This is a genomic window from Erwinia sp. MYb416, from assembly GCF_037479575.1.
GTDB classification, from domain to species: Bacteria; Pseudomonadota; Gammaproteobacteria; order Enterobacterales; family Enterobacteriaceae; genus Erwinia; species Erwinia rhapontici.
The window spans coordinates 69,453-87,458 of record NZ_JBBGYT010000309.1; the positions used below are offsets into that span (position 1 = coordinate 69,453).

Consider the following 18,006-nt stretch of genomic DNA (forward strand, 5'->3'; position numbering starts at 1 on the left):
CATCACTTTCATCTATAACAACAGGGACAATTTATGATTTGGTCATTCCTTGCGGTTCTTTTTTCCGGCTGGCTGTATGTTGATGCCTCCTATCGTGGCCCACAGTGGCAACGCTGGGTATTTAAACCCGTCACCATGTTGCTGCTGCTGGCCTGGGCGTGGCAGGCTCCGGTGCTGGCAACCACTGATTACCTGATTCTGCTGGGCGTACTGGCAACACTGGTGGGTGATGCGCTCACGTTACTGCCCACCAAACGTATGCTGTATGCCATCGGTGCTTTCTTCCTGTCGCACCTGCTTTATACCCTCTACTTCGCCAGCCAGATGACGCTCAGTGTGTTCTGGCCCATCCCATTAGTGCTGTTGATCGTCGGTGGCGTGGTAATCGCCACGATCTGGAGCCGTCTGGAAGAACTGCGCTGGCCGATCTGCACCTTTTTCGGTATGGCACTGCTGATGGTCTGGCTGGCGACGGAACGTTATTTTGTTCTGCCGTCCGAAGATGCCTTTACCCTGATGGCCGGAGCAATATTGCTGCTGCTGGGTAACATCGTCTGGTTAGTCAGCCATTATCGCCGCCGCTTTAGCGCTGACAGTGCGATTATCGCCGCCTGCTATTTCGGCGGTCACTTTATGATTGTGCGCGCCCTGTGGCTGTAATTTGTACCATACCCTAAATAATTCGAGTTTCAGGACTAAAAGGCTTTAGCCTTTTTGAACCGCGCAACGCGCTGCCCTCCTGGGGCGAGGCCAGGCCGAGTAACGCGGCAAGCCCGCAGGGTGAGCCTCACGGATGAGGCTCATAGTCTCCAGCAGCATAGATAACTATGTGACTGGAGTGAGCGGGTGCAGCCAACGCACCTGAGGCTCGAAGTATGACGGGTATAGCGCTTGACTCTGGAGTCCACTCCAGAGTGTAAGATGGGTATCGACGGGCATTGGTGCCCGCCGATACCTGTCAGGAGGCGTTATGCACCAGCACTCTTCATGTGGTTGTGGTCACCACCACGCCAGTCAACAGCACGGATGCAGCACCCGCCCGCGCCCCGTTATTCAAAAAATCACCGCTGTCAGCGCAGCCAGCGTTGATGCCCCCTGTTGTGAAGATGCAGCCTGCAGTTCGGGGAACGACCCCGATGATGAGGGCGACAGGCCCACTGGCGCTTTAAGCTTTAGCTGGCTGGTGACAGGGATGGACTGCCCGGCCTGCGCACGCAAGGTAGAAACCGCAGTAAAACAACTTCCTCAGGTAGCCATGGCGCGCGTGGTATTTTCCAGCGAAAAACTGCGGGTCGATGCCAGCAGCGATATCCGTGATGACGTTGAACGGGCAGTGGCTCGCGCCGGTTTTCAATTACAGCGCAGCGATGCTCCCACCGCACCTAAAGTTGAACAGAGTTTCTGGCAGGAGAATGTGAACCTGATTCTGCTGGCTGTACTGATGGCGATAAGTGCACTGCTGAGTAGCCTGAATCATCCGGCAGGCACGCTGGCCTTTACCCTGACCACACTGGTTGGCGTCTGGCCGATTGGCCGCAGCGCCCTGCGTCTGATGCGCAGCGGGTCGCCATTCAGCATTGAAACCCTGATGACCGTTGCGGCTCTCGGCGCACTGTTTATCGGCGCTACCGCAGAAGCGGCGATGGTACTGCTGTTGTTTATGCTGGGAGAGCGGCTGGAGTCCTTTGCCGCCGGGCGTGCACGCAAAGGTGTGACTGCGCTGATGGCACTCAAGCCGGATACAGCGCTACGCCTGCGTTCAGGTCTGCGTGAAAACGTGGCGGTGAACGCGTTACGCCCCGGAGATGTCATTGAGGTGGCCGCCGGTGCGCGGCTGCCCACCGATGCGAAACTGCTCAGTGCTTTTGCCAGCTTTGATGAAAGTGCCCTCACCGGGGAGTCAGTGCCGGTTGAACGCCAGAAAAATGAAACCATCGCCGCTGGTTGCCTGAGCGTGGATCGACTGGTGCAGCTGGAAGTAGTGTCCGAACCCGGTAAAAGTGCCATTGACCGCATTCTGCATCTGATTGAAGAAGCCGAAGAGCGGCGCGCGCCTATTGAACGTTTCCTCGACCGCTTCAGCCGTATCTACACCCCGGCCATTATTGCACTGTCGCTGGCAGTAGTACTGGTACCGCCGCTGTTTATGGGGGCTGAATGGCAACCGTGGATCTATAAAGGATTAACACTGCTGCTGATCGGTTGCCCGTGCGCGCTGGTGATTTCCACCCCGGCGGCGATTACCTCCGGGTTGGCTGCTGCGGCACGCCGGGGGGCATTAATTAAAGGCGGTGCGGCGCTGGAAAACCTGGGCAGCGTACGTACCATCGCCTTTGATAAAACCGGCACCCTGACCGAAGGCAAACCGCAGGTCACCGCTATTCTGCCGCTGGCCGCACTGGATGAGGATCAGTTACTGGCAACGGCTGCCGCCATTGAACAGGGTTCCTCCCACCCGCTGGCGCTGGCGATTGTGGCGGCGGCAACAGACCGACAGCTGACCATCCCTGGAGCCGAATCACAACGCGCCCTGGCGGGCAGCGGCGTGGAAGCCGTTGTGAGTGATCGCTTACTTTCCATCTGCGCACCATCAAAACTGCCTGAAGCGTTGCTGGCACCGCAGCGTGAGAACGTGGAAACCCTGGAAAACGCGGGCAATACCGTGGTGCTGATGCATGATGGCCAGCAGCTGCTGGGAATCATCGCGCTGCGCGATACGCTGCGTGCCGATGCCAAAGCTGCACTGGACGAGCTGAAGTCATTGGGCATCCAGGCCGTGATGCTGACGGGCGATAATCCGCGCGCGGCGGCGGCCATCGCCGCTGAGCTGAATATTGACTACCGCGCAGGCCTGTTACCGGAAGATAAAGTCGCGGCGGTCAGCCAGCTTAATCAGCAGCAGCCGGTAGCAATGGTCGGTGACGGCATTAATGATGCTCCGGCGATGAAGGCCGCTACCATCGGTATTGCAATGGGCAGCGGCAGTGATGTCGCACTGGAAACCGCCGATGCCGCACTGACCCATAACCGGCTTAATGGCCTGGCCGCGATGATCCGCCTGTCGCGCGCAACCCATACCAATATCCGCCAGAATGTGGCGTTGGCGCTGGGGCTGAAAGGGCTGTTCCTGGTGACGACGTTACTGGGGATAACGGGACTGTGGCTCGCGGTATTGGCAGACTCGGGGGCGACAGCGTTAGTGACCGCTAACGCACTGCGGTTGTTACGAAAGAAATAACGGGGTAAACGTTGGGCGAGGCATGCCTCGCCCCTACGGAGTAATGCAACGTTCCGGGGGTATACCAGAGGCCAGGCATCCATCGCCACGACAGGATAGCGCAACGTACCGGATTGTCCCGGGTGTCGGGCATGCATCGCCCACTGGGATGTGCCGGGTTGTCACAGGGGTCGGGCATGCCCGACCCGCACCTTACAATCCTTTCTTCAGCAAAAACTGATACGGCAGAACATCGGTGTTCTGAGCCACCAGCGTATGCTCCATAAAACGGCAGAAGCCAGGGATATCACGCGTGGTGGCCGGGTCATCAGCGATAATCAACAGGGTTTCACCGTCCTGCATATGGCGCACAGTCTTACGCACCATCATCACCGGTTCCGGGCAGCGCAGGCCCAGCGCATCTAGGGTCTGATCGGGATTGGCGAAAAGGTCGCTCATGATATTCTCAGTCATTATGTTACGGACGGCGTCTATTTTAGCGCCAGTCGGTGCGTGTGCAAGGATTGCCTGCAACGATAACGTTTGCGTTAAAATTAACCATTGCATTAGCAGGTCAAAGCGGTAATATGCCGCGAATTCGCCTGAGCGAAACACAGACAAATTTTCATGGGTTCCCTCACCCCAATCTAAAAAGGCTTACAACAATGATCGCTTTTTCTACGCGTCAGCGCACCCATGCGCTGGTCTGGCTGTCCCTTTTCCATTTGCTGGTGATCACCTCCAGTAACTATCTGGTGCAGCTACCGGTCGCAATTTTTGGTTTGCACACCACCTGGGGTGCGTTCAGCTTCCCGTTTATCTTCCTGGCGACTGACCTGACGGTACGGATTTTCGGTGCCCCTCTGGCACGACGCATTATCCTCGCCGTGATGATCCCGGCGCTGTTTATCTCCTATACCATCTCCGCACTGTTTTATCAGGGCGAATGGCAGGGCTTCGCGGCGCTGGAAGAGATGAATCTGTTTGTTGCCCGCATCGCCTGCGCCAGCTTTATGGCCTATGCGCTCGGCCAGATCCTCGATATCCACGTGTTCAACCGCCTGCGCCAGAAAGCCGCCTGGTGGATGGCACCGGCGGCGGCGATGTTCCTCGGCAATATCAGCGATACCCTCGCTTTCTTCTTTATTGCCTTCTATAAAAGTCCTGACCTGTTTATGGCCACCCACTGGGTGGAGATCGCCCTGGTGGATTACAGCTTCAAGGTGCTCATCTGCATGGTGTTCTTCCTGCCGGCTTACGGCGTGCTGCTGAATGCCGCGCTGAAACGATTAGCAGAGAAATCCAATAGCACCCGCGTCAACTTCGGTTAATCTGAATTCAATAATCATTACTTACCCAAGTCATTCGAGCTGCAGCAAGGCGGCAAGGCTGTAAGTCCCTGGGAGCATAGATAACTATGTGACCAGGGCACACAGCCGCAGCCAACACAGCTGCAGCGTGAAGTACGACGGGTATAAGTTGCTTTTGAAGGCTGAATACGATTGTATAAGCACCTGATCTCTACGCGACCAATGTGAAAGGAACCCTGATGCGTAACTTACTGAAATATGCCGGAATCGCGCTGCTGGTAGCTGGACTGGCTGCCTGTGATGGCAAAAAAGATGAGAAAGCTGCCGCCGATGATAATGGCGTCAGCAGCAGTCAGTCCAATCAGAATGTCACTCTGATGGATGGCAAACTGAGCTTCACCCTGCCGGCAGGCATGTCTGACAAGAGCGGCAAGCTCGGCACTCAGGCGAACAATATGCACGTCTATGCGGATGAGTCAGGCCAGAAAGCGATCATCGTGATTGATGGTGAGAGCACGAACGAAGGTCTGGATGTGCTGGCAGGTCGTCTTGAAGCGCAGCAGCGTAATCGTGATGCACAGCTTCAGGTCGTGACCAACAAAGCCATTACCGTGAAAGGCCAGCCGTTACAGCAACTGGACACCGTGATCTCTGCCAATAACCAGTCTTCATGGTCTTCTGTGGTTCTGGGTAAAGTCGATGGCAAGCTGCTGACACTGCAGATCACGCTGCCTGCGGAAAACCAGCAGCAGGCACAAACCGAAGCGGAAAGCATTATCAGCACCATTCAGCTGAAATAATCTGATGGCATAAAAAAAGCCCCCCGCATCTCTGGTGCGGGGGGCTTTTTATTGGCCGTTACAGCCCGGCGTGTTCGCGAATATACTTACGCGCTTTAACTGCATACTCGAACGGATTAGCCAGCGCAGGGTCCTGCTCCGCTTCCACCACCATCCAGCCTTTGTAGCCGAAATCATCGAGAATTTTAAACACCGGATCGAAATCAATCACGCCATCACCCGGAACGGTGAAGGTGCCTTTCTTCACGCCATCAAGGAATGACAACTTCTGACTCTTCACCTGCGCCACAATCTCATCACGCACGTCTTTTAAGTGCACGTGGTTAATGCGCGGAAGGTATTTCGTCAGAATGGCCAGCATGGCTTCCTGGGATCCTTCAGAGTAGTAAGCGTGGCCGGTATCGAACAGCAGATAAACATCATCGTTGGTCTCGGCCATAAAGCGATCCACTTCAGCAGTGGTCTGAATACCGGTGCCCATATGGTGATGCAGGCCCACTGTCATGCCCTTCTCAGCCGCCAGTTTCGCCAGCTCGTTATAGCCTTCCACCGTCAGACGCCACTGTTCATCGGTAAAGTGAGGTTTCTCTTCCAGCACGGCTTTGGTGGTGCCCTGGATACTCAGGCTCTGCTCTGAACAGCCAATCACTTTTGCCCCCATCGCATGCAGGAAATCACGATGGTTGATGAATTCATCAATGGTTTTCGCTTTATCGCCGTTAGCAAAGAAGGTGCTGAACCAGGCATTGACGATCTCGATACCACGGATGTCCAGCATCGGCTTCAGCACCGCCGGATCGCGCGGGTACTTACTGCCCACTTCACTGCCTGTAAAACCTGCCAGCGCCATTTCACTGACGATCTGCTGGAAAGTATTCTCGCTACCCAGCTCAGGCATGTCATCGTTAGTCCAGCCGATCGGTGCAATAGCCAGTTTGACGTTATCTTTGTTCATGGTGTTACCTCAAAGGTTCACCGGGCGGCCACTGCCGCCCTGCTTTATTTTCTCAGCAGCTCACGCTCGATCAGTTCGCGTGTTTCCACTGCCTGACGATTCATTTTTTCCGGGTAACCGAACAGTGAAGAGGCAATAATTGACTCACCACCGACTTTGAACGTGCGGTTAGCAAAGTCCATATCGCGCAGCGTCTGGAACAGCGTCTGGAAATCGACTTCCCCTTCGCCCACCCCCACGTGCTGGTGAATCGTGGCATCAACGCCAGGCGGGTTCACAATATAGCGGCAGTGTTTGGTGTGATTCATGGTGTCCGCGATCAGCACGTGCGACAGGTCGACACCGGAATATTCCAGCATGCTTTTCACATCCCCTTTCCCTTTGTCGTAGAAGAAGGTGTGCGGCACGCTGTAGAGATATTTGACGTTCTCACTGCGGAACGATTTCACCATGTCAGCGGTTTCGTTGCTCTCTTCACAGAAATCCCATGGATGAGACTGGATTTCGATGCGGATGCCTTCACGTTCGACGATAGGCAGCAGCTCTTCCATTGAGCGATAGAACATCTCTTCACAGATTTCAGGTTCGTTCGGGTTACCAGAAAGTTCGGTATTAATCACCTGCACACCGGTTTCAACCGCGATCTCTATCATGCGTTTCCAGTTTCTGACGGCGGCCTGACGGCGCGCTTCGTCCGGACCGGACCAGCGGTACACAACGATATAAGAGGAGATTTCCAGCCCGGTCTCACGCAGCGCGTTTTTGTACTCAGTGATGATTTCGCGGCTGGCTTTTGGATGTTTGTAGAACGGGTTGATCTGCGGATGCGGGGACTGCTCAATATATTTGTAGCCCCAGTCAGCCACCTGGTGAACCATTTTTGTGATGCCCAAATCTCGAATGACATCTACATCAAAGGCAATTTTCATCAGACTCTCCGTGATAAATCAGTACGCTGTTTTACGGTGATCCCCCGTCATATCGACGGAGGTTAAGCGCGTCCGGCCTGTAACCTGACGATCAGTTATTGTAGAAAGCCGGGCGCTGCGGCAGTTCCACCGGCTCAATCGCACCGCTTTCCTGCGCTTTCAGGCAGGCATCGGCAGCGACAGAAGCAGCATAGCCGTCCCAGGCGGATGGCCCGGTCAGCTTGCCTGCGGTGGCGTCGTTAATAAATGCCTGTAATTCAACATCGTAGGCATCAATGAAACGGTCTTTCCAGTCGGTCAGGATAGACGTAGACAGTTTGGCGTCTTTACGCATTTGTACGGCGGACGGCTCTGGCAGCTTAGCAATACCTTCTTCGCCCACCACTTCACACTGAATGTCGTAACCGTAAGCACAGTTCACGAAGATCTCCACGTCGATGCGAATGCCCTTACGGGTTTCAAACAGCACCACCTGCGGGTCGCGCAGTTTAGCGTGGGTCTTCGACGTGGAACGTGGGAACACCACCTGCACCGATTTATAATCATCTTCGGTCAGCCAGCGCAGCACATCCAACTCGTGGATCAACGTGTTGGTGATCGCCATATCGGTCGTGTAGTTTTCCGGTACGGTGGGGTTACGGTGTGCGCAGTGCAGCATCAGTGGCTCACCGATTTCACCTTTGGTGATCACCTCTTTTAGCGCACGATAGCCGCTGTCGTAGGGGCGCATAAAGCCAACCTGTACCAGACGTTTACCAAATTGGATTTCGGCATCAACGATGCGACGGCAACCTTCCGCGCTCATCGCCAGTGGCTTTTCACAGAATACCGGCTTACCGGCTTCAATCGCCGCCAGAGTGAACTCTTCGTGAGTCGGGTCCCAGGAGGTTACCAGCAGCGCATCAACGTTCGGTGATTTCACCACGTCATGGCCGTTGGCAAACACTTCCGCTTCAATACCAATGCGTGCCAGGGCCGCTTTAGCACCCTCGACGTTGATATCTGAAACCGCCACCACCTGCGCACCCTGCAGCACTTTACTGCAACGACGGATATGTTCCTGGCCGATAGCGCCCGTTCCGATTACACCTAATTTTAATGTCATGACAGGTCCTTACATGTAGGGGGATAAGAGCGGGCGAAATAAAAATGCCCGTTAAATAAACAACAAATGTTTATACCCAAAATAATTCTCGCTGCAGGAAGGCGGCAAGCCTGCGAATCCCCAGGAGCATAGATAACTATGTGACTGGGGTGAACAGGCGCAGCCAACGCACCTGCAGCGTGAAGAATGAAGGGTATAATTAATATTCACGCGCCTGGTCGATATGTTCGTTCAGCATCTGGGCCACGGCGTCTACGCGCTCTGATGTGGACACCTGGGCACCGCCTACGCGCCACCAGCTGAAGTATTTGTGGATCATGGTTTTTGGCAGAACTTTAATATCAATCAGCGTTGATACCGTCTGTTTCTGCGCATCAATCAGCGCCGCCTGCAACTGCTCAAGGGTGGTGACGCGATAGGTTTTACAGCCGTAGCCACCGGCGATAGCGGCGAAGTCGACCGGCACAAAGCCGCCGTTCAGTTTGCCGCCGTCGGCATTACGGAAACGGAACTCGGTAGTGAAGCTATCCATACCGTGCTCCATCTGCAGGTTGTTAATACAACCGTTAGTCATGTTATCCAGCAGGATCACGTTGATCTTCGCGCCTTCCTGGATCGAGGTCACCAGCTCGGAGTGCAGCATCATAAAGGAGCCATCACCCACCATCGTGAAGACCTCACGGTGCGGTTCGGCCAGCTTAACGCCCAGTGAAGCGCTGACCTCGTAGCCCATACAGGAATAGCCATACTCGACGTGATAGCTGTTGTAATCTTTGGTGCGCCACATACGTTGCAGGTCGCCCGGCAGACTGCCCGCTGCCGCGACAATCACTGAATCCTTTGGGAGGCGCTCATTGAGCGTACCCAGTACGCTGCTCTGAGTCAGGAAGGAGCCAGTCAGACGGTTAAACTCAGCCCATACCGCTTCGCGATCCATATGATCATCAATTTCCGGCACATAGTCGGTGCCGCTGTAGACGGAAGAATAAACACGCTGGGTTTCTTTCAGCAGTTTGCTCTGCGCCTGTGAGACTTTTTCGCCCCAGCCATTGCTGAAGCCGGTTGCCGCCAGACGGCTGTCGAGTGCGGTCAGGGCTTCCTGCGCATCAGCCACCACCTGAACAGCATCCAGCTTGTAGGCATCAAAGTTGCTGACGTTAATGTTGACGTAGCTGACGTCCGGATTCTGGAAAATCCATTTCGAGGCGGTAGTGAAGTCGGTGTAACGTGTACCGATACCAATCACCAGGTCCGCTTCTTTTGCCAGCAGGTTAGCCGCCAGGCAGCCTGTTTCGCCCACACCGCCAACGTTCAGCGGATGGTCAGAAACGATGGTGCCTTTGCCCGCCTGGGTTTCAGCGAAGGGAATGTTGTAGCGTTCAGCAAAGGCGCGCAGTGCATCACCCGCGCCGGAGTATTTCACCCCGCCGCCACAGATGATCATCGGTTTTTTCTTACCGGCAATCAGTGCGATTGCATCAGCCAGCTGGCCTTCGGTGGGCAGGCGACGCTCCAGACGGTGGACGCGTTTCTGGAAGAAGTAGTCAGGGAAGTCATAGGCTTCACCCTGCACATCCTGCGGCAGTGAAATCGTGACCGCACCCGTGTCGGCCGGATCGGTCAACACACGCATGGCATTAATACAGGCGGTCATCAGCTGCTCCGGACGGCTGACGCGGTCCCAGTATTTGCTGACGGCGCGGAAAGCATCATTGGTGCTGATGCTCAGATCGTGACTTTGCTCAATCTGTTGCAGAACCGGGTCCGGCTGGCGGGTGGCAAACACATCACCAGGCAGCAGCAGCAAAGGAATACGGTTGGCGGTCGCGGTCGCGGCGGCTGTCACCATGTTCGCGGCACCCGGACCGACGGATGAGGTACAGGCGATAATTTCGCGGCGCAGTTTCTGTTTGGCAAAACCGATGGCCGCATGCGCCATGCCCTGCTCATTACGACCCTGGTAGACCACCAGATCGCCGCTATCCTGTTCCAGCGCCTGGCCTAAGCCCAGTACGTTACCGTGGCCGAAGATAGCGAAAATACCTTTAACAAATTTGGTTTCAACGCCGTCTACCGACAGATACTGGTTGTCCAGGAATCTGACCAGAGCCTGTGCTGTGGTTAATCTGATCTTGCCCATTTGCTCTTCCTTTCAGTATCGGTGGCCACATCATAAGGTCCACCGAGGTTCGCATTTGTGGTCGCCTTGGGATCAAAACGGCGACAGCTATAAGTGAAACGTGAGCCGATTATAAACAAATATTTTTTTCACTAAACACAATTACAGAAGAAACATTTCATTTTGCGAGTGAGATCAAATTCTGCGGTGCAACGGGGGTAAATGGGGTGATTTACATCGGGTAAATGAAACGATAACAATACCTTTACTCCAAAAAGAGAAAAATCGTTTCACTTCAATATGTTCCCTGATGCACGTTAAGAAAGTTGAGAGGCCGCTCACATCTCTGTAATGCCGCGAAACGCCACTGCCCCATCGGGTAGCGAAATCCACGATGCAAGAGTTTTAACCACCTCACACTTTTGGGGCAATAATTTCATTTCATATTGAATTTGGAATTTTTATTCCTCATACTTCGCTACATGTTAGATCCGGATGTGATCGGGCTGATGGCTCCGATCTGCTGGAAACGCTCAACAGCATCGGCACTACCCACAATCATTGACGTGGCAGTTAAACGGCAAGGAGGCAGGGTAAAAAACAGAGGAAACAACAGGTATGAGTACACAACAGAAGCCGCTCGATGTGATTTGTATCGGGCGCATCGCTGTCGACCTTTATGGCCAGCAAATCGGTGCGCGCCTTGAAGATGAGACCTCCTTTGCAAAGTATCTTGGTGGCTCCTCTGGCAATGTTGCTTATGGCACAGCGATTCAGGGTCTGAAATCTGCCATGCTGGCACGTGTCGGTGATGAACACATGGGCCGCTTCCTGCGCGAAGAGTTACAACGCGTGGGCTGTGATACCCAGAGCCTGATTACGGATAAAACCCGCCTGACCGGCCTGGTGATCCTCGGGATCAAAGATCAGGAAACCTTCCCGCTGGTGTTCTACCGCGATAACTGCGCCGATATGGGCCTGGTCCCGGATGATATCCAGGAAGATTACATCGCCTCATCGCGTGCCGTTGCCGTAACCGGTACGCACCTGTCACATCCTGATACCCGCGCCGCCGTGCTGAAAGCGCTGGATATTGCACGTCGTCATGGTCTGCGTACCGCACTGGACATCGACTACCGTCCGGTTCTGTGGGGCCTGACCTCACTGGGCGATGGCGAAACCCGCTTTGTGGAATCCGAGCGTGTCACGCAGCAATTGCAGGAAGTGCTGCACTATTTCGATCTGGTGGTGGGAACAGAAGAAGAGTTCCACATTGCGGGTGGCAGCACCGACAGCCTGACTGCGCTAAAAAATGTGCGTAAAGCAACAAAAGCCACGCTGGTGTGCAAACGTGGCCCGCTGGGTTGTGTGGTCTTTGAAGGCGAAATCCCGGACAGCTGGGAACAGACCAAACTGCAAACCGGCGTGCGCGTTGACGTGCTGAACGTACTCGGTGCAGGCGATGCCTTTATGTCTGGCCTGCTGCGCGGCTGGCTCAACGATGAAAGCTGGGAGCAGGCCTGCCGTTACGCGAATGCCTGCGGCGCGCTGGTTGTTTCCCGCCACGGCTGCGCCCCGGCCATGCCGACTAAAGAAGAGCTGGACGACTTCCTGAGCCGTGACAAAGACGTGAAACGTCCGGATCTCGACAGCCGCCTCAACCACCTGCACCGCGTGACCACCCGTAAGCAGCAGTGGAACGAACTGAACATTTTTGCCTTTGACCACCGTAAACAGCTTGCCGATATGGCAGCAGAAGCGGGCGTCAGTGATGCACGTATTCCCGACCTGAAGCTGCTGCTGTTACAGGGCGCGCAGGCTGCGGCGAAAGAAGCCGGTCTGGACGATGGCCGCTGCGGTATCCTGGCAGACACCACTTATGGTCAGCCCGCGCTAAATGCCATCACCGGTAAAGGCTGGTGGATTGGTCGCCCTATCGAATTACCCAGCTCACGTCCGCTGCGTCTGGAACACGGCAACATCGGTTCCCAGCTGATCGACTGGCCGCAGGAGCACGTGGTCAAATGTCTGACTTTCTATCATCCGAAAGACAGCGCAGAGATGCGTCAGGAACAGGATGCGCTGATCCTCGATGTGTGGAACGGCTGTAACAAGTCTGGTCATGAGCTGCTGCTGGAAGTGATCCTGCCGGAGAGCAACCCGGATAAAGATGAGAAATATTATCTGGAGATCCTCACCCATTTCTACAGCCTGGGCATTCAGCCTGACTGGTGGAAGCTGCCTCCGCTGTCACACGCCAGCTGGGAAGCCATCAGCGCGCTGATTGAAAAGCACGATCCACACTGCCGTGGCATTCTGCTGCTGGGCCTGGATGCACCGGAAGCTGAACTGAAAGCAGGCTTTGCTGCCGCCGCGAAATCACCGTGGGTGAAAGGCTTTGCCGTGGGTCGCACCATCTTCGGCCAGCCATCACGTCAGTGGTTGCAGGGTGAGCTGGATGATGCCGCACTGATTGAGAAGGTAAAAAGTAACTACCTGACGCTGATCGGCTACTGGCGTGAGGCGCGTCCGGCGAAATAAAACGCCGTACAGCCGTCCGTATATGTACGGTACGGCCATAAGGGTGACCTGGTATAGGGTCACCCTTTTTTTTTGAAACGAATTTATTATTTTGCGCGGCGCACGCAGAAGGTTACGATTTTGTGAACTGATTCCCAACCCTGATGAAATAGAAGCCGCTGCTTTCGTCATCAAGTGAAATTTTTTGTTCATCTGGTAGAATAACGCACAGAAGAACACTATTTTACTTTTTGCGAGCCGTTAATGACTAATAATCCGACCCAACTTTCTCTGTTGCAGGACGATATCCGTCGCCGCTACGACACTCTCAGTAAACGCCTGAAGCAGGTGGCTCGCTATATTCTTGATAACAGCAACAGCATCGCCTTTGATACCGTTGCCTCTATCGCTCAGCAGGCTGATGTCCCACCCTCTACGCTTATCCGCTTCTCAAATGCCTTTGGGTTTAGTGGTTTCAATGAAATGAAGCAGGTGTTCCGCCAGCATCTGATGGAAGAGACGGTCAACTACACCGAACGCGCACGTTTGTTCCGCCAGACCGCCACCGATGAAACGGCCAGCGCCCCGGAAAGCCCGGCTGAAATCCTCAATGTGTTCACCATGGTCAACTCGCAGGCGCTGCAACAGTTGGCGATGCAGGTCAATCCTGAGCAGCTGGAAAAAGCGGTGAAGATGCTGGATGAGGCTGACAACATTTACGTTATCGGTTTACGCCGTTCATTCAGCGTGGCGTCCTATCTGACTTACGCTCTGCGTCATCTGGAGCGCCGCGCGTTTCTGATCGACGGCCTGGGCGGTATGTTTGCCGAGCAGCTGAGCATGGTGAACCCGAAAGACGTGGTGATTGCCATCAGTTACTCACCGTATGCACGCGAAGCCGTTGAGCTGGTGGAGCTGGGTGCAAAACGTGGCGCACATCAGATCGCGATTACTGACAGCCAGGTCAGCCCACTCGCCGCCTTCAGTGATGTCTGTTTTGTGGTGCGTGAAGCGCAGGTGGATGGTTTCCGTTCCCAGGTCGCCTCGCTGTGCCTGGCCCAGACGCTGGCCGTGTCGCTGGCACTGACCAACGTCGACCCGAATAAACCCCGCCCATAAAAAAACGGGTAGCCTGTGAGGGCCACCCGTTTTATCGCTCGTTTTAACATCAACCTTTTATTGCGCCATCGGGCGAGCCATGCCCCGCCCCTACGTCAATGACGGTTTCGTAGGGGGCAGGCATGCCTGACCCCGCAACGATCGTCCATGCGGGATTATCCTTTGCGGGGATACTCATCGCTGTTCACCCAGGCATGATCTTTCTCCCAGGTAAATTTCCACAGACGCACCGGCCCGGCCATCACGTTCAGGTAATAGTTGTCATAACCTGCAACGGTCGACATCGGATGATAACCACGCGGAACGGTAACCACATCCTGATTGTAAGGCGCCATACAGACATCCAGCGAACGGTCGTCGGTATAAACACGCTGCATCGCGAAACCGCGATCCGGGTTGAAACGATGGTAATACGTCTCTTCCAGGTAGGTTTCATCAGGTGAATCTTCCTGATCGTGTTTATGGCTTGGGTACGAACTGGTATTCCCTTCGTCGGTATACACTTCCACCACCAGCAAGCTGTCCGCTGGCTTATCGTCAGGCAGAATGTTGTGTACCAGGCGTTTGTTATTCCCTTTACCACGCTGCTCAACACCGACATCTTCAGGCGCGATCAGACGTGCAGGCAGTTTGCCTTCCGTCGCCGGTGCACTGCACACCGCCAGCTCAAGGTCAGACTCTGCCACCACGACAACCTGTTCGTTGTGCGGAACATACACAGAGTAAGGGGGAGTGCGTTCAAACGGTGACATACGTTTGCCGATGTTCGGGAACTCAGCCTGACGGGTTTTCACGGAGGCAAGCCCTGCAACCAGCACCAGGCACAGCTCTTTGCTGCCGCTCTCAAGCGTCAGCGTCTGGCCCTTCTTCAACTGATATGCATCAAAACCAACATAGCGCCAGCCAGCGCTTTCCGGGGTGACGTGCTGGATACGGCCCTGCGCATCCGGCTGTTTTACTTTGGATAGCAATGACATACAGCCTCTCTGTTCACAGGGGCGAGGCGCACCTCGCCCATATTTAATTATCCCAGCGTAGGCATGCTGAACTCAGATACGGTTTTCTGACCGCTCGGCCAGCGTACGGTGGCCGTTTTCATGCGGGTGTAGAAGCGCACACCGTCCGGCCCGTGCACATTCAGTGCCCCAAACACGGAGCGTTTCCAGCCGCCGAAGCTGTGGAAGGCCATGGGTACCGGAACCGGTACGTTAACGCCAACCATGCCCGCCTGCACTTCACGTACGAAGTCGCGACCGGTATGACCATTGCTGGTGAAGATGGCGCTGCCGTTACCGAATTCGTGGCTGTTCACCAGGTCAAGTGCCGTTTTGTAGTCAGGCGCACGCACGATGCTCAGTACGGGTCCGAAGATCTCTTCACGCCAGATCACCATATCCGTGGTGACGTTATCGAACAGCGTACCGCCAACGTAGTAGCCATCAGGATTGCCTTCCACCTGAATACCACGACCATCAACCACCAGTTTCGCGCCTTCTGCTTCACCTTTGTCGATGTAGCCCAGCACTTTCTTCTGGTGCGCAGCAGAAACAACCGGCCCCATTTCGTTTTCGTCTTTGCCTTTGTGAATGCCAGGGCCAACGCGCAGGGCTTTCACCAGCGGAGTCAGTGCAGCAATCAGTTTGTCTGCGGTGTCGTCGCCCACAGCAACCACAACCGGCAGTGCCATGCAGCGTTCACCGGCGGAGCCGAACGCGCCGCCCATGATGGCATTGACCGTCGCATCCAGATCGGCATCCGGCATCACGATAGCGTGGTTTTTCGCTGCGCCGAAGGCCTGCACACGTTTACCATGGGCGCTGGCGGTGGTGTAGATGTGCTCGGCCACACCGGATGAACCGACGAAGCTCACCGCCTGAACGCGTGGATCTTTGTACAACTGCTCAGCATTTTCGTTCGAGCTGTGGATCACGTTGAACACGCCATCCGGCAGGCCGGCTTCGGTCAGCAGTTCAGCCATACGTACGGACGCTGACGGGTCAAGTGCCGGTGGCTTCAGCACGAAGGTATTACCGCAAGCCAGCGCAATCGGGAACATCCACAGTGGCACCATCGCCGGGAAGTTGAACGGGGTGATACCGGCCACAACGCCCAGTGGCTGCATCAGCGAGTAACTGTCAACGCCAGTACCAACATCAGCAGAGTTCTCACCTTTGATCAGGTGCGGGATACCGCAGGCAAACTCCACCACTTCCAGACCACGGGTCAGTTCACCCAGCGCATCTGACCAGACTTTACCGTGCTCACTGACGATCAACTCGGCCAGCTCATCACGATGCTCTTCCATCAGTGCTTTAAAGTTAAACAGAATACGGGCGCGGCGCAGTGGAGAAGTACGTGACCAGCTATCGAATGCTTCGTGTGCAACGGCAATCGCATTGGCGACTTCATCACTGGTGCTCTGCGTCAGTTCGCGCACCGGCTTACCGGTTGCCGGATCGTAAATCGGAATGGTTTCGTTGCTGGCGCTGAAAGAAGTTTTACCGCCAATAAAGTTTCCTACGATAGTCATGTGCTGGCCTCTTTGAAGTATGAGTTTCCCTCGCAGGCAGTCTGACGTCATACCGCTGCCTTGCCGGGCAAAACCTTGATTCGTGTTGAGACAGTATAATATTGAAATAAATTTTTCAAATATTTCACTTTAGAAAATTCGTTTTTAGCGGCCTGGATCGCATTTTTCAGGGGTAGAGCCCCGGCCATTTCACCCCGGGAATGGACACGGGTAAAAAAAGCCCTCAGCTCAGGCGGTGCGCGGAGCAGTCGTTTCAGGACAACGGTCACATAACGCCACGTTTGGCCCCACTAAAACGCCAGGATTACTCTGTATTTATGCTGGTTTTATCCGGTGTTGAGTGAAATTTTGCGAGACGGATCTAAAAATTTAAATTTCATTATTCACTATATATGAAATAAATGTTCTCTTATGGCCTGTGCATGACCACCGACCAGCCTCGGCGTTAACAAAAATGGCTGGCGGTACGCCCTGACGTGTCGGGTGGCAGAAAGGCAACCCTTGCCATGCCGCTTGAACGCATGACAGGGATGAACTTTTTACCTTCCTACCCTACTCAACAGGAGCCACACGATGGCTATCGATCCAACCCGTTTTTGTATTAACCGTAAAATTGCACCTGCCCTCAGCATCGAGGCATTTTTCCAACTAGTGCAAAAGCTGGGCCTGCATAAAGTTGAACTGCGTAACGATATGAAAGGCGGCAGCGTCACAGACAACCTGAGCCACCAGCAGGTTCGCGATCTGGCAGAAAAGTATGGCCTGGACATTGTCACCATCAACGCACTGTATCCGTTTAACCAGATCAGTGATGACCTGCTGGCCCGTGCCGAAAGTCTGCTGAAAGACGCACAGGGCATTGGGGCGAAAGCGCTGGTCATGTGCCCACTTAATGACGGCACAAAAATTTCAGCCGAAGACACGCAGAAGGCACTGAGCACGCTGGCCCCGTTGTTTGCGCGCTACGGCGTGGAAGGCCTGGTTGAGCCACTGGGCTTCCCGGTGAGTTCACTGCGCTCCGCAGGCCAGGCACAGCAGTTGATTCAACAGGCGGGGGTGCCGTTCAAAATGGTGCTGGATACCTTCCACCACCATCTGTATGAAGGCGCTGAGCAGGACTTTGCCAACGGCATTGATGTGAACCAGATTGGCCTGGTGCATCTGTCTGGTGTCATCGATGGCCGCCCGGTGAACGAGCTGACTGATGAAGAGCGTCTGATGCTGAGTGAGGATGACCTGCTGAAAAGCGTCTGGCAGGTGCAGCGCCTTGAAGAACGGGGCTACACAGGTGTTTACGCCTTCGAGCCATTTGCTTCAGTAATGGATAACTGGAGTGCGGCGGATATCGAACGTGAGATCCGCCAGAGCATTGCATTGTTGCAGAATTAATCAACGGGAGTCG

General features: G+C 54.8%; 14 protein-coding genes. 7 read left to right on the top strand and 7 right to left on the bottom strand.

Annotated features, from left to right (window positions below; translation table 11 throughout):
- The first annotated feature begins 33 nt into the window (after positions 1 to 33).
- Both WH277_RS03085 and WH277_RS03090 read left to right on the top strand, forming a co-directional pair.
- Positions 34 to 660: a lysoplasmalogenase gene (locus WH277_RS03085; protein ID WP_133844257.1), complete on the top strand. Its 627-nt coding sequence runs from the start codon at positions 34 to 36 to the stop codon at positions 658 to 660.
- A gap of 310 nt (positions 661 to 970) precedes the next feature.
- Positions 971 to 3,238: a zinc/cadmium/mercury/lead-transporting ATPase gene (locus WH277_RS03090; RefSeq protein ID WP_159337807.1), complete on the top strand. Its 2,268-nt coding sequence runs from the start codon at positions 971 to 973 to the stop codon at positions 3,236 to 3,238.
- Positions 3,239 to 3,430: 192 nt separating this feature from the next.
- Here WH277_RS03090 and tusA read toward each other — a convergent pair whose 3' ends face one another.
- Positions 3,431 to 3,676 carry a sulfurtransferase TusA gene (gene tusA, locus WH277_RS03095; RefSeq protein WP_133844261.1) on the bottom strand — a complete coding sequence of 82 codons (246 nt, stop codon included), beginning with the start codon at positions 3,674 to 3,676 and terminating at the stop codon, positions 3,431 to 3,433.
- Between the two features lie 206 nt (positions 3,677 to 3,882).
- Here tusA and WH277_RS03100 point away from each other — a divergent pair, with 206 nt between their 5' ends.
- The gene (locus WH277_RS03100; RefSeq protein ID WP_133844263.1) at positions 3,883 to 4,548 is read left to right on the top strand and encodes a 7-cyano-7-deazaguanine/7-aminomethyl-7-deazaguanine transporter; all 666 of its coding nucleotides are present in this window, start codon (positions 3,883 to 3,885) and stop codon (positions 4,546 to 4,548) included.
- Between the two features lie 218 nt (positions 4,549 to 4,766).
- A complete protein-coding gene (locus WH277_RS03105; protein WP_133844265.1) occupies positions 4,767 to 5,327 on the top strand; it encodes a DcrB family lipoprotein in 561 nt (186 codons plus the stop codon).
- 58 nt (positions 5,328 to 5,385) lie between these two features.
- Here WH277_RS03105 and iolE read toward each other — a convergent pair whose 3' ends face one another.
- The 4 genes from iolE to iolD all read right to left on the bottom strand — a co-directional run bounded on the left by iolE (position 5,386) and on the right by iolD (position 10,456).
- The gene (gene iolE, locus WH277_RS03110) at positions 5,386 to 6,282 is read right to left on the bottom strand and encodes a myo-inosose-2 dehydratase (RefSeq protein WP_133844267.1); all 897 of its coding nucleotides are present in this window, start codon (positions 6,280 to 6,282) and stop codon (positions 5,386 to 5,388) included.
- A 44-nt stretch (positions 6,283 to 6,326) separates the two neighbouring features.
- A complete protein-coding gene (locus tag WH277_RS03115; RefSeq protein ID WP_133844269.1) occupies positions 6,327 to 7,211 on the bottom strand; it encodes a sugar phosphate isomerase/epimerase family protein in 885 nt (294 codons plus the stop codon).
- Positions 7,212 to 7,302: 91 nt separating this feature from the next.
- Complete coding sequence (locus tag WH277_RS03120) at positions 7,303 to 8,316, bottom strand: Gfo/Idh/MocA family protein (RefSeq protein ID WP_159337805.1); 1,014 nt, start codon at positions 8,314 to 8,316, stop codon at positions 7,303 to 7,305.
- 199 nt (positions 8,317 to 8,515) lie between these two features.
- On the bottom strand, positions 8,516 to 10,456 hold the full coding sequence (gene iolD, locus WH277_RS03125; protein ID WP_159337803.1) for a 3D-(3,5/4)-trihydroxycyclohexane-1,2-dione acylhydrolase (decyclizing): 1,941 nt from the start codon (positions 10,454 to 10,456) through the stop codon (positions 8,516 to 8,518).
- Positions 10,457 to 11,053: 597 nt separating this feature from the next.
- On the opposite strand from iolD, the gene WH277_RS03130 reads away from it, so the two are divergent.
- Both WH277_RS03130 and WH277_RS03135 read left to right on the top strand, forming a co-directional pair.
- On the top strand, positions 11,054 to 12,976 hold the full coding sequence (locus WH277_RS03130) for a bifunctional 5-dehydro-2-deoxygluconokinase/5-dehydro-2-deoxyphosphogluconate aldolase (protein WP_167864246.1): 1,923 nt from the start codon (positions 11,054 to 11,056) through the stop codon (positions 12,974 to 12,976).
- A 243-nt stretch (positions 12,977 to 13,219) separates the two neighbouring features.
- Positions 13,220 to 14,074: a MurR/RpiR family transcriptional regulator gene (locus WH277_RS03135; protein ID WP_159337799.1), complete on the top strand. Its 855-nt coding sequence runs from the start codon at positions 13,220 to 13,222 to the stop codon at positions 14,072 to 14,074.
- A 155-nt stretch (positions 14,075 to 14,229) separates the two neighbouring features.
- Here WH277_RS03135 and iolB read toward each other — a convergent pair whose 3' ends face one another.
- Together iolB and WH277_RS03145 are read right to left on the bottom strand one after the other, a co-directional pair.
- Positions 14,230 to 15,051: a 5-deoxy-glucuronate isomerase gene (gene iolB, locus WH277_RS03140; RefSeq protein ID WP_133844279.1), complete on the bottom strand. Its 822-nt coding sequence runs from the start codon at positions 15,049 to 15,051 to the stop codon at positions 14,230 to 14,232.
- A gap of 47 nt (positions 15,052 to 15,098) precedes the next feature.
- Positions 15,099 to 16,604, bottom strand: a complete 1,506-nt coding sequence (locus tag WH277_RS03145) for a CoA-acylating methylmalonate-semialdehyde dehydrogenase (RefSeq protein ID WP_133844282.1) — start codon at positions 16,602 to 16,604, stop codon at positions 15,099 to 15,101.
- Between the two features lie 573 nt (positions 16,605 to 17,177).
- On the opposite strand from WH277_RS03145, the gene WH277_RS03150 reads away from it, so the two are divergent.
- Entirely contained in the window at positions 17,178 to 17,993 is an 816-nt protein-coding gene (locus tag WH277_RS03150; protein WP_133844285.1) for a TIM barrel protein, read from the top strand.
- Positions 17,994 to 18,006 lie beyond the last annotated feature (13 nt).

Coding starts and splice junctions, on each gene's coding strand:
- WH277_RS03085 (WP_133844257.1), top strand. CDS start 34: ATGATTTGGTCATTCCTTGCGGTTCTTTTTTCCGGCTGGCTGTATGTT.
- WH277_RS03090 (WP_159337807.1), top strand. CDS start 971: ATGCACCAGCACTCTTCATGTGGTTGTGGTCACCACCACGCCAGTCAA.
- tusA (WP_133844261.1), bottom strand. CDS start 3,676: ATGAGCGACCTTTTCGCCAATCCCGATCAGACCCTAGATGCGCTGGGC.
- WH277_RS03100 (WP_133844263.1), top strand. CDS start 3,883: ATGATCGCTTTTTCTACGCGTCAGCGCACCCATGCGCTGGTCTGGCTG.
- WH277_RS03105 (WP_133844265.1), top strand. CDS start 4,767: ATGCGTAACTTACTGAAATATGCCGGAATCGCGCTGCTGGTAGCTGGA.
- iolE (WP_133844267.1), bottom strand. CDS start 6,282: ATGAACAAAGATAACGTCAAACTGGCTATTGCACCGATCGGCTGGACT.
- WH277_RS03115 (WP_133844269.1), bottom strand. CDS start 7,211: ATGAAAATTGCCTTTGATGTAGATGTCATTCGAGATTTGGGCATCACA.
- WH277_RS03120 (WP_159337805.1), bottom strand. CDS start 8,316: ATGACATTAAAATTAGGTGTAATCGGAACGGGCGCTATCGGCCAGGAA.
- iolD (WP_159337803.1), bottom strand. CDS start 10,456: ATGGGCAAGATCAGATTAACCACAGCACAGGCTCTGGTCAGATTCCTG.
- WH277_RS03130 (WP_167864246.1), top strand. CDS start 11,054: ATGAGTACACAACAGAAGCCGCTCGATGTGATTTGTATCGGGCGCATC.
- WH277_RS03135 (WP_159337799.1), top strand. CDS start 13,220: ATGACTAATAATCCGACCCAACTTTCTCTGTTGCAGGACGATATCCGT.
- iolB (WP_133844279.1), bottom strand. CDS start 15,051: ATGTCATTGCTATCCAAAGTAAAACAGCCGGATGCGCAGGGCCGTATC.
- WH277_RS03145 (WP_133844282.1), bottom strand. CDS start 16,604: ATGACTATCGTAGGAAACTTTATTGGCGGTAAAACTTCTTTCAGCGCC.
- WH277_RS03150 (WP_133844285.1), top strand. CDS start 17,178: ATGGCTATCGATCCAACCCGTTTTTGTATTAACCGTAAAATTGCACCT.